This window comes from Mycobacterium sp. (genome assembly GCF_049281135.1).
GTDB lineage: Bacteria > Actinomycetota > Actinomycetes > Mycobacteriales > Mycobacteriaceae > Mycobacterium.
In genome coordinates, this window is the sequence record NZ_JBAPRN010000774.1 from 1 (window position 1) to 13,803 (window position 13,803).

Annotated in this window: 12 protein-coding genes; 8 read left to right on the forward strand and 4 right to left on the reverse strand. The window is 64.3% G+C overall.

What is annotated here, in order from left to right; translation table 11 throughout:
- The first annotated feature begins 298 nt into the window (after positions 1 to 298).
- Entirely contained in the window at positions 299 to 550 is a 252-nt protein-coding gene (locus tag WAN02_RS30630) for a hypothetical protein (protein WP_422269131.1), read from the forward strand.
- A 59-nt stretch (positions 551 to 609) separates the two neighbouring features.
- Positions 610 to 1,059 (forward strand): SRPBCC family protein, encoded by a 450-nt coding sequence (locus WAN02_RS30635; protein ID WP_422269132.1) that lies wholly within the window; start codon positions 610 to 612, stop codon positions 1,057 to 1,059.
- 48 nt (positions 1,060 to 1,107) lie between these two features.
- Here WAN02_RS30635 and WAN02_RS30640 read toward each other — a convergent pair whose 3' ends face one another.
- From WAN02_RS30640 to WAN02_RS30650, 3 genes are all read right to left on the reverse strand, one after another.
- Positions 1,108 to 1,905: an SDR family NAD(P)-dependent oxidoreductase gene (locus WAN02_RS30640; RefSeq protein ID WP_422269133.1), complete on the reverse strand. Its 798-nt coding sequence runs from the start codon at positions 1,903 to 1,905 to the stop codon at positions 1,108 to 1,110.
- Between the two features lie 34 nt (positions 1,906 to 1,939).
- The gene (locus WAN02_RS30645; RefSeq protein WP_422269134.1) at positions 1,940 to 3,139 is read right to left on the reverse strand and encodes a cytochrome P450; all 1,200 of its coding nucleotides are present in this window, start codon (positions 3,137 to 3,139) and stop codon (positions 1,940 to 1,942) included.
- A 138-nt stretch (positions 3,140 to 3,277) separates the two neighbouring features.
- Complete coding sequence (locus tag WAN02_RS30650; RefSeq protein ID WP_422269135.1) at positions 3,278 to 4,195, reverse strand: LysR family transcriptional regulator; 918 nt, start codon at positions 4,193 to 4,195, stop codon at positions 3,278 to 3,280.
- 100 nt (positions 4,196 to 4,295) lie between these two features.
- Between WAN02_RS30650 and WAN02_RS30655 the strand changes: the two genes are divergently transcribed.
- The 4 genes from WAN02_RS30655 to WAN02_RS30670 are packed head-to-tail and all read left to right on the forward strand — an operon-like array spanning position 4,296 to position 10,916.
- Entirely contained in the window at positions 4,296 to 5,555 is a 1,260-nt protein-coding gene (locus WAN02_RS30655; protein ID WP_422269136.1) for a sulfotransferase family protein, read from the forward strand.
- Positions 5,555 to 6,730 carry a DUF1214 domain-containing protein gene (locus WAN02_RS30660; RefSeq protein ID WP_422269137.1) on the forward strand — a complete coding sequence of 392 codons (1,176 nt, stop codon included), beginning with the start codon at positions 5,555 to 5,557 and terminating at the stop codon, positions 6,728 to 6,730. The genes WAN02_RS30655 and WAN02_RS30660 overlap by 1 nt, the downstream gene beginning before the upstream one ends.
- A 20-nt stretch (positions 6,731 to 6,750) precedes the next feature.
- Positions 6,751 to 8,847, forward strand: coding sequence for a hydantoinase/oxoprolinase family protein (locus WAN02_RS30665; protein ID WP_422269138.1), 2,097 nt, complete (start codon positions 6,751 to 6,753; stop codon positions 8,845 to 8,847).
- The gene (locus tag WAN02_RS30670) at positions 8,847 to 10,916 is read left to right on the forward strand and encodes a hydantoinase B/oxoprolinase family protein (protein ID WP_422269139.1); all 2,070 of its coding nucleotides are present in this window, start codon (positions 8,847 to 8,849) and stop codon (positions 10,914 to 10,916) included. The genes WAN02_RS30665 and WAN02_RS30670 overlap by 1 nt, the downstream gene beginning before the upstream one ends.
- Before the next feature lie 5 nt (positions 10,917 to 10,921).
- Here the strand turns inward: WAN02_RS30670 and WAN02_RS30675 are convergent, their stop codons facing one another.
- Positions 10,922 to 11,647: a hypothetical protein gene (locus WAN02_RS30675; protein ID WP_422269140.1), complete on the reverse strand. Its 726-nt coding sequence runs from the start codon at positions 11,645 to 11,647 to the stop codon at positions 10,922 to 10,924.
- A 268-nt stretch (positions 11,648 to 11,915) separates the two neighbouring features.
- Between WAN02_RS30675 and WAN02_RS30680 the strand changes: the two genes are divergently transcribed.
- Complete coding sequence (locus tag WAN02_RS30680) at positions 11,916 to 13,148, forward strand: acyl-CoA dehydrogenase family protein (protein WP_422269141.1); 1,233 nt, start codon at positions 11,916 to 11,918, stop codon at positions 13,146 to 13,148.
- Positions 13,148 to 13,803 (forward strand): acyl-CoA dehydrogenase family protein (locus WAN02_RS30685; protein WP_422269142.1); only part of this gene is annotated, 656 nt, incomplete at its 3' end. The genes WAN02_RS30680 and WAN02_RS30685, both read left to right, overlap by 1 nt.

Consider the following 13,803-nt stretch of genomic DNA (forward strand, 5'->3'; position numbering starts at 1 on the left):
ACTCACACCTGCTTGGCGGCCTCCTGCCCGACGCGACGGTCAAGATTTATCCCGATGCGGCCCATGGCTTCCTGTTTCAGCATCACGCGGAGTTCGCCACCGACGTGAACTCATTCCTCGACGCTGATCTCAAGAGGAGAAATTGATCGCAGTTCCTCCAACGCTTTTGCCGATGGGCTTCCAGATTCGGCGTGGAAGAAGACCAGGTGCTGTCCACCCGAATGCGGAACGCTGAGCCCGTTGCGATCCCGCCGCGCGAGAATTCTTCGTTGATTGGGACGAAGCGACCGAAACAGTGGTGAACGGATTGCGGGAAGTCGCCGGCAGTGCGTCAAATGATCCGCGCATGCGCGCCCTCATCGATGAATTCTCCGCCGTGAGTTCGCGATTTCGCGAGCGATGGGCACGCGCTGATGTTGGGTACCGGACCGGAGTAACCCGCGTACGCCACCCCATCGTGGGTGAAATACATTTACACGTGATGGTCAACGGAAACCCCACCGAAGGTTGGACATTGACCGATTGGGATGCCGATCCCCCGCCCTGCTAAACGCCTTGACGGCATTCTTGCCCGCGTTGTTCCGATTCGGCTACTGAGAGAGGGGGCACATGAGCCTCGCCTACATCAGCACGGTCATCGACGCCAACGTCGACACCGTCTGGTCGGTGCTCCGCGACTTCCACGGCCTTCCCGCGTGGATAGGGCGCATCAGATCCAACGAACCCGAGAACGGTTCAGGCCCCGGCGCTGTCGGCTCGATACGCAACCTGACTCTGGAACCCGACGGGCACAGCGCACGCGAACGGTTGGTGGCCTACGACGCCTCGGGCCGTAGTTACCGCTACGAGTTCGTCGACGAGATCCCCTTTCCCGTGCGGACGTACCGTGGCACCGTGCGCGTGCTGCCAGTCACCGACACCGACACCACCTTCCTGGAGTGGTACGGCGAATTCGACTGCGAAGACGCTGTTCTCGACGAGGTAACCGCGGCATTCGGCGCTATATATAGCGAGTTCATCGCCGACCTTCGCGCCTACCTGCAGGCCGGGAGTCAGTGATGAGCGGCAAGGCCGACCCCATCGAGATCTGCGGCCCCGCGCGCTCGTCTAACTGCTCGCGGGGGAGAGCGCAGCAATGTGCGCCAGCAGGCCGCCGTCCACACAGATCACCTGGCCGGTGATGAACGCCGCGGCGTCCGTGGCCAGGAACACCACCACGTTGGCGATGTCCTCGGGTCGGCCCAGTGTCGGGGTCAAATGGGCGTCTCGCAATGCAGCCATCTGTTCTGGGGGGATGCTTGCAATACCGTGGGTCGTCACGATGCCGGGTGCCACCGCGTTGCAGCGCACCCCGCTCTTGCCGTACCCGGTTGCGACCATGCGCGCCAAAGCGTTCAGGCCGGCCTTGGAGATCGAGTAGGCGGTGCGGTAAGCGCTGCCGGTAAGACCCTTGACTGATGACGTGATCACGATGGAACCGCCGCCGGTAGCGAGCATGTCGGGTACAACGTGTTTGCAACCCAGCACACCGCCACGCAGATTCACCGCGATGACGCGGTCGAACACGTCTGCGTCGAGGTCGATCACTCCCAGATCGGCGGCATAAGCCTCGGGCGAGGTCAGCGCGGCGTTGCTGTGCAGGATGGTTACCGGTCCCAGCTGCTGTCGGACAACATCCAGCGCTTCGGTCCAATCCTTCTCGATCGCGACATCCAAACGCACCGCGATCGCAGAGAAACCCTCGTCGAGGATCTTGGCCCGCACCGCCTCGGCCGCGCTGAGGTCGATGTCGGTCACCGCGACCGCCGCGCCTGCCTCGGCAAGCGCACGCGCGCTCGCGGCACCGATGCCGGAGCCTGCACCGGTCACCAGTGCGACACGCCCGTCCAGTCGTTGGCCTACCACCGCTTAGGCCGATCCTGTTGCGGGGCAGACACGTTCACAAGTCACCAGCGGCGACCGGCGTGAATTCGACCGGCAGTACGCGGACGCCACGCCGGACCGCGCCGGATCCCCAAACCGCCTCAGCCCCATGGGGGATGTGAAAGTCGGGCATCGTGTCGAGGACGTAGTTGACGGCGACCCGAAGCTCCATCAGAGCGAGATGCTCGCCAACACAGCGGTGCGGACCGCTGCCGAAGGCGATGTGGGGCACTCCTCGGCCGAGCTGGAACTCGTCCGGCTCAGGGAAGCGGTCGGGATCGAGATTGGCGGCCCCGTAGAGCAGAAGGGCCTTGTCCCCGGTTCGCATCGCCACATCGCGCACCGTGGTATCGCTGATCACAGTGCGCGCCATACAGGTGATCGGCGACTCGATGCGCAGCGACTCCGCGACCACCGCGGGGACCAGGGCGCGGTCGGCCAGCAACTGTTCGCGGAGCCCAGGCACTGTCGCGATGTGAAAAAGTACGTTCGCCAGCCCGTTGATCGTCGTTTCGTGACCGGCGGAGATGATCACGTGCACCATCCCGAGCAACATCTCCGGGTCGATCGGGCTGCCGTCGATTTCTGAGTGAACGATCTGAGCGAGGACGTCACCCCCGGTAGCGACGTCCCGCCGCTCGTCGATCACTTTCCGGATGAACCGCTCGAACTCAACGGCGGCCATCCGCCGCTGCTCGGGATCCTTGCCGAACACGTCGAGGTAGGCATCGATCAGGTCCAGGGTCTGCACGCCCTCGTCGGGGTCGAGTCCCAGAACCCCGGCCAGGACAAGCGTCGGTAGCGGCTTGGCCAGGCACTGGACGAGATCCGCATGCCCTTCGGGGAGAACCGGTGCCAGCAGGTCCGCGACCGCCGTTCGGATCAACGTCTCATAGCCGAGAACGGCTTTTGGGTTGAAATGCGGGTGCAGGATTTTTCGGTAGGCCGCATGCTCCGGCGGATCGACCTGCACCGGGGGGACCGGGGTGCTGGCACCCGTTGCCGGCACCATGACGCCCTGGGCGACGCTGAAAACCGCGTAATCCCTCGCGCTGGCCACAACGTCATCGAACTTCGCGATCGTCCAGAATCCGCCATGCGCCTCGCTCCAGCCGACCGGGCAGCTCTGCAACATGGTCGACAGCACCTCGTGTTGCACTGGCGCAAGGCCAGGATCGTGCGGATCGAAATCCGTCTTCGCCGGCGGGTGCGCCATTGAACCAACCTCTCAGAGTGAGGGGGATGCTCGGTCGGCATGCTCTATAAGGCTGCCCGCACGCGCTGACCGTCGTCCAGTTCCAAGTTCGATATGGGTCTTTACCGAATGGTTAACGCCGCAGGTGGCAAGGGCACGTCACCGAAGTTCTCGACCGGCGGCGATATCGGTGACGACGTGACGCAGATTCTGCACAGCCGCTGACCGGTCTCCGACGCGCGAACAGAGATAGGTGGTCGAATGTTCGACATCTTCGATGGGCACGTAGGCGATGCCCGGCCGCGGGAAGAGATCGCCGAGCGACGCAGCGGTTATCCCCACTCCGCGGCCTGCACCGACGATCTCGAGGAAGTCCACTGCGCTGTGGCAGGCGGGGCCATAGTGCGGACGCGAGCCGTCTGGCCGGGGATCCACCGACCACCATCGGAACCAGCCGTCGGTCACCTCGTCGGGCGCGACACAAATCTGGGGACATTCTCCGACTTGAGCGATCTGCAGACTGGTCTGCACCGCAAGCGGGTGGGTCGCGGCCATTGCCAGCGTGCGCGGCTCGGTGAGCACGACGTCGGTCTGAAGCTGGGTGTTGGAGTCCAGCGGTCCGACAGCGAAGCTGACGTCGACTGTTCCATTCAGCACCGCCGTCACCTGGTCGGCGAATCCGAGTTCGACGAGTTCGATGGTGATATCGGGCGCGGCAACGGCGAACTCGTCGAGGATCGGTCGCGTCATCCGACCGGCGAAGGTGAGAACGAAGCCGATGCGGAGACGGTTCTCGCCGCGCCGCCGCAAGGCTTGGGCGATCGCCAATGCCCGGTCGCTCTCAGCGAGGACCGCACGCGCCGCGGCGACGAACTCCAGCGCCTCCGGCAGCGACCGCACGGGGTGTGAGCTGCGGTCGAGGAGCGGCAGTCCGACCTGCCTCTCCAGACGTCTGATCTGCTGGGACAGCGCTGGCGCGGAGATATAGAGCCGTTCGGCGGCGCGCCCGAAGTGTCCTTCGTCGATGACGGTGATCAAACACCGCAGGAGCCGGACGTTGACCTCCATGCCGGCCATCCTCGCACCTCCACCACCTGCAGCCTTAAGCGTTTGGTGAATATCCGTATCGAACTCCGACCTGGACGGCGGTCTCCGCGTGCGGGCAGCCTCTCAGATCATGTCGACCACATCCCCCGGCCCAGGCTGGACCGCCCCTGCGCGCCCCGCCTGGGTGGCCGCGATCAACGCCGAGGGCCGGTCTTTGGATTTACCGCAGGTGGTTCCGCTCGACACGCGTTCGCTGCTCGATGCCGCAGAGTCACACACCGGCTTGTCCTATTACGGCGACGACAGCTGGCGCGAGCCGTTCGAGATCATCGCGCGTGCTCTCGACGAGGAAGCCGACCTGAACTTGATGGGACGGCTGATGACGCGGTCGGACCTGGTGCTCTATCTAGAGGGCAGGCTGCGCATCGAAGACACCTACCGGCGTCACCCGGAGATCGACGAGGAGCAGGTCGTCAAGCCGTTCGTCGTCGTCGGGCAAGGTCGAAGCGGAACATCGATGCTGCTGAACCTGCTCTCCCAGGACCCGTCCAACGGCTCGGTGAAGACCTGGGAGGCGATATTTCCGTGTCCGCCGCCGGAGAAGCTGACCTACCATGACGACCCGCGCATCGAGCGTGGACATCAATTGATCGATCAATGGAACCGTGTGAACCCGGTCTTGGCCTCACTGCACGAATTCGGCGGTTCGGTTCCGGCATCCTGCGTGCACTTCATGTGTTATAGCTTCCGCTCGATCTGGTTCGGCATGCTGGGCCAGATCCCGAGCTACACCGCATGGCTGAAGGCCGCGGACTGGGACATCGCCTACCGCTACCACCTGCGGGTGCTCAAGCTTCTGCAGTGGCGCAACCCCCGGAAGCGTTGGGTGCTCAAGTCACCGACGCATCTGACGATGATGCCGACGATGCTCCGCACCTACCCGGACGCCTGCTTCATCTGGCCACACCGTGATCCACTGAAGGCGATCGTGTCGTCGGTCGATCTGGCCGCGAATCTCAACTGGGCACGCTCGGATAACAACCGCATGCTCGGCTTCGAGGACTACAACGATCCCGCGCGCTCACGCGCGATGATCGAACAACCCATCGAGTGGCTGGAGTCCGGTGCACTGGACCCGGCGCGCCTGCACAACGTGCAGTACCGGGATCTGATCACCGACCCGATGTCGGCAGTTTGCGCCGTCTACGAATACTTCGGGGAACAGTTCACCCCGACGGCTCGAGACGCGATGCGCAATTATCTGAACCGCCATCCGCGCTCGGCACGCAACGCCCACCTCTATGACGAGGATGCGATTGCCTCCATCGCCGCCGAACGCTCGGTGTTCGGCCGTTATCAGGCCTACTTCGACGTCCCCAGCGAGTTCTGATGGACGCCTGGACCGAATACCGGACGACGCTGTCGCAGGTGCGTGCCCACGTTCTCAGCCAACCATGGGTTGCCGATGCCAACAGTCGCGCGCAGGCCGAAAATCATTTGCTTCAAATCGAAGCGGCGGCCTACAACATGGTGATTGCGCCGCGGCCGCACTATCCCGAACTCTATGTGCACACGGTCTTCCAGCCTCTGGTGTACAACTACTCGCTGCACGCCGCGGATTTCCTGTACCGCAAATGCTTCCTCGACGGCCGGTGCACTTACCGCATCTGGGGTCGCCGCAATTCGTCGTTGTTCGTCGACTTCCAAGTGATCTCGGTCTCGTACGGGTTGCCGAACCCGCGCACCGTTGGCAATTGGGATCTCGACGGTTTCGACCTCGCCGATGACGGGAGCTTCGAGATCACTCTGTCCGCAGACCCGCAGCCCGGGAACTGGATTCAGCTCGAGCCCGCGACGGGTGACCGGAACGTGATGAATATCCGTGAGGCGTTCGATGATTGGGAAGCGCAGGGCGCCGATCTGCACATCGAATGGGTCAGCGGCCCGCGGCACTCCTCAGAGATCACCACCGAAGCACTTGCGGAGCGAGTCGAGCGTGCCGGGCGCTTCGTCCGCTTCCAGACTCAGACCTGGTCGACGGACCTCACCCACGACATCTTGGCAAACGCAGGCACAAACACCATCTATTTAGATTCGTTCGCCTCGAACGCCGGCGCAGCCAACAACCCCATGGCGACCTATCCGACTGCGGTCTGGGAGATCGCCCACGACGAGGCTTTGATCCTCGAATGCGACGTACCGCAGACCGGGTTCTGGAGTGTCCAGTTGGGCGACATGTGTTGGCAGAGCCTCGATTACACCTACCACCAGACCAGTCTCAACAATCGCCAAGCCCGGCTTGACGACGACGGCCGCTTCCGCGCCGTGCTCACCCATCACGACCCGGGAGCAGCGAACTGGCTCGACACCCTCGGCCACCCTTCGGGCGTGCTCATCTTTCGGTTCTTTCGCGCGGATCGCACTATTCGCCCGACAGCAAGGCTGGTGCGCTACGGCGAGATCTACGACCACCTGCCAGCCTCGACATCTCGCATCGACGCGGAGACCCGGGCACGTGACCTGGTCAGGCGCAGCCGCGGATCACGCCAGCGCTACGGGCATTGACGAACAGGGATCAGGATCACATGGACAGACGGTTTCAGATCGGATGCGATATCGGTGGGACATTCACCGATATCGCCGTCGTCGACTCTTTCGGGCGGCGCTTCGCCGACAAGGCCGACACCACGCACGCCAACCTCGCAGACGGTGTCGTGCAGGCACTCGAGAATGTTGCCGCAACCGTCGGATCGACTCTGCCGCAACTGCTTGGTGCCACGACGCGCTTCGTGAACGGCACCACGATCGTGACCAACGCTCTGGCCGAGTTGCGCGGCGCCAGGGTGGCGCTGCTGACCACCAAGGGCCACGGCGACGTACTCAGGATCGCCCGGTCGGCCCGCAACATGCACCGCGACCATCACCTGCAGCGCAATCTGCCTCAGGTGGTCACCCGGGATCGGGTCGTCGAAGTCGATGAGCGGATCGACAAGGCCGGTGACGTCGTGGTCACGCTCAGCGACCACGAGCTCGCCCGGGTGGTGGACCGGGTGGCAGCGCTGGAGGTCGACGCGGTAGCGATCAGCCTGCTCTGGAGTTTCGTAAACCCCGCACACGAAACGCTTCTTGCCCAACGTGTTTCGCAGCGGCTACCGAACGTCTTTATCAGCGTCTCCAGCCAGCTGCACCCGGTCATGCGTGAGTACGAACGAACCCTGACCACCGTGCTGAACTCCTTCACCGGGCTCGACATCGCGCGCTACACACAGTCCGTGAAAGGTCGGCTCTCCGATCTCGGTCTGCGGGTTCCGATTTCGTTCATGCAGGCATTCGGTGGGACAGTGTCGGCCGAGCATGCCCAGCGCCGGCCGATCACGCTGGTGGATTCCGGTCCTGCGGGCGGTGTCGTCGGCGCAGCGCGGCTGGGCCACCGAGTCGGGGTCCGCGATGTGTTGGCCTGTGACATGGGCGGAACGTCCTTCGACGTGTCCGTGGCGCCGGGGGGCGTTCCCACCGTCACCCAACGTGCTGTCCTAGGTGGGCTGTTCCTGACCGGTGTCTCCAAGATCGAAGTCCACCCGGCGGCGGCCGGTGGCGGCAGCATCGGCTGGGTCGACCAGCGTGGGATTCCACGCGTCGGGCCGCAGAGCGCGGGATCTGATCCGGGGCCCGCTTGCTACCGCAACGGCGGTACCCGACCCACCGTGACCGATGCCGCGCTGGCCTTGGGCATCGTCGATCCCAACAGCTTTCTCGGCGGCCGGCGCAAGCTCGACGCCGACGCGGCCCGGTGTGCAATCCGCAACGGCCTCGAGTCGGTGTTCGGCGAAGACGTCACGGCGGCGGCGGCCGCGATGTACCGATTGGTGCTCGCAGAGATGAGCAGCGCGGTCCGCACGATCACCGTGCAACGCGGCAGGGATCCGCGGGACTTCACCTGTGTTGCGTTCGGCGGCGCGTTGGGTGTGTTGGCGGCCGACCTTGCGCGCTCGCTCAACATCCGTGATGTGGTGATACCGGCCGACGCTGCGGTCTTTTCGGCATGCGGCTTGCTGGACACCGACGAGGTACGCACCGAGGCCCGGTCCTGCGTATGGGCCGGCGGACCGGCCGATGAGGTGTCCGCGACACTGCTCGCGCTGGAGGACCAGGCTCGGCGCAGCATCGACATGCTCGAGTTTCGCGACGAGGACATCGACGTGGAGTGGTTCGGCGACTTCAAGTTCGCCGGCCAGATGTGGGAGTTGACTGTTCCGATTCCGCGCGGCGAGGACCTGGCCGAGAATCTCGAGGAGATCGCCGCCGATTTCCCTCGTTTCTTCGAAGCGGAATACGGGCCCGGTACCGCGTGGGTCGGGTCCCCGGTGATGATGTTGACGGCCCGTGTCGTCGTCCGCGGCCGGACGGTCAAGTTCGAGCCGGCCCAACTACCGTGTACCGCGGAACCCGGCGCGGCACCGTCGGGGAGCCGCCCGGTATGGGCGCTGGCAAGCGGAACGCCGATTGAGACCGCGGTTTACGCCGCTGAAGCGCTGCGCCCAGGTGTTGTGATCAACGGCCCCGCCGTCGTCGAGCACCAATTCACCTCCATCGCAGTTCCGGTCGACTTCAGCCTGACCGTGGACCCGCACGGCAACTTTCGGCTGCGCGACCACTCCGGTGCAACGGTTGAGGAGTCTTGATGAAGAACCCGCTGACGGCAGATATCGCGCCGGAGGAACTCGTCGCGGTCGAACTGTTCACCAACGCACTCGATACCATCGCCAAAGAGATGGGCCTGGTTCTGATGCGGACGTCGGGCAGTCCGATCATCTGCGAAACAACCGATTTCGCCACCTTCCTCGCCGACGCCGACGGCGGCATCCTCACCTTCGGCGGCTATGCACCGCTGCACTTCGGCCCCAGCCGCCAGGCGATCCGCCATATCCGAGAAGTGTTTCCGGAGAACGGCTTCCGTGCTGGCGACGCGTATCTCTGCAACGATCCGTACACCACCGGCCAGTCGCACGAACCCGACGTCTGCATTGTCCGGCCGATCGTGGTCGACGGAGCCGTGGTGGCGTGGTCGGGTGCGCTGGCACACACATTCGACATCGGCGGAATCGCCCCTGGGGGCTTCGCTCCGATGGCGACCGACTGCTACCAGGAAGGGCTCGCGCTGCCCGGAATCAAATTCGTCTCCGAGGGCCGCATCATCGACGACGTCGAACGGCTAATCCGGGCCAACGTTCGGGTGCCCGCGCTTGTGATCAACGACCTGCGTTGTCTGGTGGCAGCATGCAATGCCGCCGAGAAGCTGGTGGGTGAATTGGCTTCGTCGATGGGCGTCGACGAGATGGCGCGAATCATGGAACTGTGCCAACAATTGTCGCGAGCGGGTATGTTGGCCCGGATCGCCGCATTGCCCGACGGGGTATGGGAGACCGACGAGTTCGTAGAGCACAACGGTCATCGAAACGCGTTCTTCCGCATCCACTGCCGCGCTGAGGTGTGCGGCGATCGCTTGACACTGGATTTCTCCGACTCGGACCCGCAGACGGAGGGCGGCGTCAACTGTTCGCTGCCCACCACTATCGGTTCAGCGCTGGTGCCTGTCGTCATGTCGTTGGCGCCCGACATTCCCATCAACGAGGGATTGGCCAGCACCGTGAAGATTGTCACCGCACCCGGATTGATCTGTAGCGCAGTGCCACCTGCTCCGGTGTCCATCGGCCACATGGAAACAGGTATGCACGTCACCAAGGGAGTTACCCGGCTGCTCGCGCGTATGCAGCAGGAGAGCGATGACGACTATGTCAGCGCACACGCCATGGCCACGTGGCATGACTGCTACCCGGCAGCAGTGCTCTACGCCCAGACGGAGGACGGCCAAATGCTGCCGTTTCTCGATACCCATGCCTCCGCGGGAGGCGGTGGCGCCCAATCGGTTCAGGACGGCCTGGACTGCGCGGGACCCCTCACCGGAACTGGTAACTCGATACCCGACGTCGAGGTCAACGAATTCGCGTATCCGATCCTCTATTTGTGGCGCCGGCTCAATGCCGATTCCGGCGGAGCCGGACGCTATCGCGGCGGGCTCGGCATCGACATCGCGTCCACGCCGTGGCGAACCCCAGGCGGCGACCTGCAGGTATTCGTCTCGTGCTGGCAAGTGCCACCGCCCGGACTTGGCGGTGGATTTCCTGGCTCCAGTTCAGGATTCGAGGTGATCCGGGCGGGTTACGACCGCTCGATGCTCGCAGCCCGGGGAATCCCCGGCGACCTCGCCGACATCCCAGGCACGGTCGAGGCACTGCAGTCAAAGCACTACGGAGTACCGGTGGTGCCCGGCGACGTGATCCGTATGCGCTGTGGCGGTGGCGCCGGGGCCGGCGACCCCCTTACCCGGGACGCCGCCAGTGTGGCCGTCGACGTGCGCGACGGAGCGGTGTCGCAGGCCGCCGCGGAACATGAGTATGGCGTGGTCTTGAGACCCGACCGCCAACCCGACACAGCCGCCACCACGACCAGACGTTCGCAGATTATCGCGGCCCGCAAACAGTGGAAACCAACCGCCGATGCCACTCAACTGATCCATTCGTCACCGGCGGCTGAACGCATGGCGGCCTCTGGCGGCTGGGTGCAACCGCACGATGCGGTCACCATCGTCGAACACGCTGATCCGGATACAGGACACCTCACCACAGTGGAAATCGTCGTGACACCAGGCGATTTCGAGCAGCGCGCTTCTCCAGCCGATAGCAGCGCATAGGCCGCCTAGGTGCCGATCTCGTCCAGGACAGCGTGGCTGTCGTCGCTCTCCGGTTGCTTGAGCTCGCGCAGCATCACCCAGGCCATCACGAAGAACCAGGTACCGAAGATCGCCAGCGGGATCCAGAACGCAATGATGCCGTTCCACGCGAACGGCCCGGTTTTAAAGCAGATCACCAGAATCCCGAAGAGGAAGGAGAGCGCACACCACAGGTTGAAGTAGGCAACCCACCGAGCGAAAATCGGTCGTGCGTTGTGGTCGCGGAACGCGGCGACCGCAATCGAAGCCAGCTGCACGATGGCCGGGGCTGGAATTCCGACGAAGGCCAGCCAGCCCAGATCACTCAGGCTCTGCGTCGCTGACGGGTCGGTCGCACCGGCACGAAAGGTGGCCGCCGCCAGGGTGATCATCGGCAAGATGAACAGTGGCCCGGCGAGCAGACCGGTGACCAACTGTGTACATCCCAGCGGCCCGATCCCGCCCTCAATGCGCTTCATCTGCATGAAGATCGCAACGGTGAATGGAAACGTCAGTCCCGCGGCCAACATCGAGATAATCAGGCCGATCCGAATCCGGAACGCGTTGTCGGCATAGAACGTGGCGATCTGTTGTGCGGTCTGGTTCGGCGACGGCGGCGGTACCAGGCCACCCACCGCCCAGAATCCGACCCCGAAAATGATCATCAAAAGCGGACCGGAGTAGACACACCAGCGCTCCGTCGTTCTGTCCATGAGAACCGCCTTCCTCGGAGGTTTCGCGCCGCTGCGGCGCGAGAAGTCCAACGTGGTAAACCTATTTCGACTAGATTATTGGCTTAACGTGCCTCTTGCGGCCGTTTCGGGACAGGAAGGGACGTGCCTGCCCGCTATGAATACACGGCTCGGGCGCCGTCATCCCGGTCGACGGTGGAGGTGTCGTCCGCAACGCATGATGGATGAGCCGCTTTCGACGGAGGTACCGGTCGGGAAATCATGAGCGGTGCAACGAAATGAGGAACCGATGGATCTTGAATGGTCGCGCAAAGACCTCGAGTTCCGCGACGAGGTACGCAGCTTTCTCGATGAGAAGCTGACCCCGGAGCTGCGGCAGGCGGGCCGTTTGATGACCAGCGTCTATTCCGATCACGAAGCCAGCATGGCCTGGCAGCAGATACTGCACGAGCAGGGCTGGGCCGCGCCTGCCTGGCCGGTCGAGCACGGCGGCTGCGACTGGAGCCTGACCCAGCACTACATCTTCGGCCGCGAGTCGATCCTCGCGGGGGCTCCCCCACTGTCACCAATGGGGATACGCATGGTCGCCCACGCGATCGTCAAGTACGGCACCGCGGCCCAAAAGGACTTTTTCCTGCCCCGGATCCTGACCGGCGAGGTCTTCTTCTGCCAGGGCTACTCCGAGCCCGAGTCGGGCTCAGATCTGGCGTCGCTGTCGATGGCCGCAGTCGATGACGGTGACGACCTGGTCTGCACCGGCAGCAAAATCTGGACCACCCACGCCACCGAGGCGAACTGGATGTTCGCCCTCGTCCGGACGACGCGGACCGAGCGCAAGCAGCAGGGCATCACCTTCGTGCTGATCGACATGACATCCCCGGGTATCGCCGTCCATCCCCTGGTGATGACGTCCGGAGAGCAGATTCAGAACCAGATCTTCTTCGACGGGGTGCGAGTGCCCAAGGCCAACGTGCTCGGGGACATCGACGACGGCTGGACGGTCGCGAAGTACCTGCTGGAGTTCGAGCGCGGGGGCGGTGCGTCCTCGCCCGCACTGCAGGTGATGGTCGACGAGATCGCCACGGTGGCCGCCGCCGCGCCTGGCCCTGCGGGCGGCCGACTCGTCGACGAACCGGCGTTCGCTCACAAGTTGGCGGACGCGCGCATCAGGACTGACGTGCTCGAGATACTTGAATACCGCGCGCTGGCGACGGTCGCCGAGGGCGGGAATCCCGGTGCGGCCTCGTCCATGCTCAAGGTCCTGGCGACGGAACTGAGCCAGGGCATCACCGAACTGGCCCTCGAGGCGGCGGGCCCGGTCGGCCGCGCGTATCAACCGCACGCCACCCGTCCTGGCGGGCCGGTGGCCGAATTCGAGCCACCGTCTGACGGGTACATCAGCGGTGAGCGGTGGCAGGCCGTCGCGCCGCTGCACTACTTCAATGATCGTGCCGGTTCGATCTACGCGGGCAGCAACGAGATTCAGCGAAACATCTTGGCGAAAGCGGCGTTGGGGCTCTGATGGACTTCAAAGTGAACAATGAGCAGGAGCTCCTCCGCGACGGGCTGAGCAAGTTCCTGGCTACCCGGTACGACCTCGAGAAGAGCCGCGCGGCGGCAAAAACCGGGGCCGGCTGGCAGCCTGACATCTGGCGGGCATTCGCCGAGGAGCTCGGCATCCTCGGCGCGACCCTGCCCGAATCGGCCGGCGGTATCGACGGCGGCCCGGTTGAGCTCATGATCATCACCGAAGCGCTAGGGCACGCCCTAGTCGTCGAGCCCTACGTGGACACCGTCGTGGTCGCCGGCGGCCTCTTGCAACGCGCCGGAGGCGCCGCGGCGACCTCGGTATTGGAGCAGATCGCTGCGGGCACGGCGATTGTCGCCCTCGCGGCGATCGAGGCGACCTCAGGTGATCACCTGCAGGACGTATCGACCACCGCCGAACGTGACGGCGACGACTGGTTGCTGACCGGATCCAAGACCATGGTGGTCACCGCTCCGCTTGCCAACTATCTGGTGATCACGGCGCGGACCTCCGGTGGGCAGACCGATCCGGACGGCATCTCGCTGTTCCTCACTGGTTTCGACCCTGCGCATCCCGCGCAGGGGATCGAGTTCCACGGCTATCGCACCATCGACGACCGACACGCAGCGGACCTCGTGCTGGACCGCCT

Excerpts from the sequence above, each read along its gene's own strand:
- WAN02_RS30635 (WP_422269132.1), top strand. The coding sequence starts at position 610 with ATGAGCCTCGCCTACATCAGCACGGTCATCGACGCCAACGTCGACACC.
- WAN02_RS30645 (WP_422269134.1), bottom strand. The coding sequence starts at position 3,139 with ATGGCGCACCCGCCGGCGAAGACGGATTTCGATCCGCACGATCCTGGC.
- WAN02_RS30650 (WP_422269135.1), bottom strand. The coding sequence starts at position 4,195 with ATGGCCGGCATGGAGGTCAACGTCCGGCTCCTGCGGTGTTTGATCACC.
- WAN02_RS30655 (WP_422269136.1), top strand. The coding sequence starts at position 4,296 with ATGTCGACCACATCCCCCGGCCCAGGCTGGACCGCCCCTGCGCGCCCC.
- WAN02_RS30660 (WP_422269137.1), top strand. The coding sequence starts at position 5,555 with ATGGACGCCTGGACCGAATACCGGACGACGCTGTCGCAGGTGCGTGCC.
- WAN02_RS30665 (WP_422269138.1), top strand. The coding sequence starts at position 6,751 with ATGGACAGACGGTTTCAGATCGGATGCGATATCGGTGGGACATTCACC.
- WAN02_RS30670 (WP_422269139.1), top strand. The coding sequence starts at position 8,847 with ATGAAGAACCCGCTGACGGCAGATATCGCGCCGGAGGAACTCGTCGCG.
- WAN02_RS30675 (WP_422269140.1), bottom strand. The coding sequence starts at position 11,647 with ATGGACAGAACGACGGAGCGCTGGTGTGTCTACTCCGGTCCGCTTTTG.
- WAN02_RS30680 (WP_422269141.1), top strand. The coding sequence starts at position 11,916 with ATGGATCTTGAATGGTCGCGCAAAGACCTCGAGTTCCGCGACGAGGTA.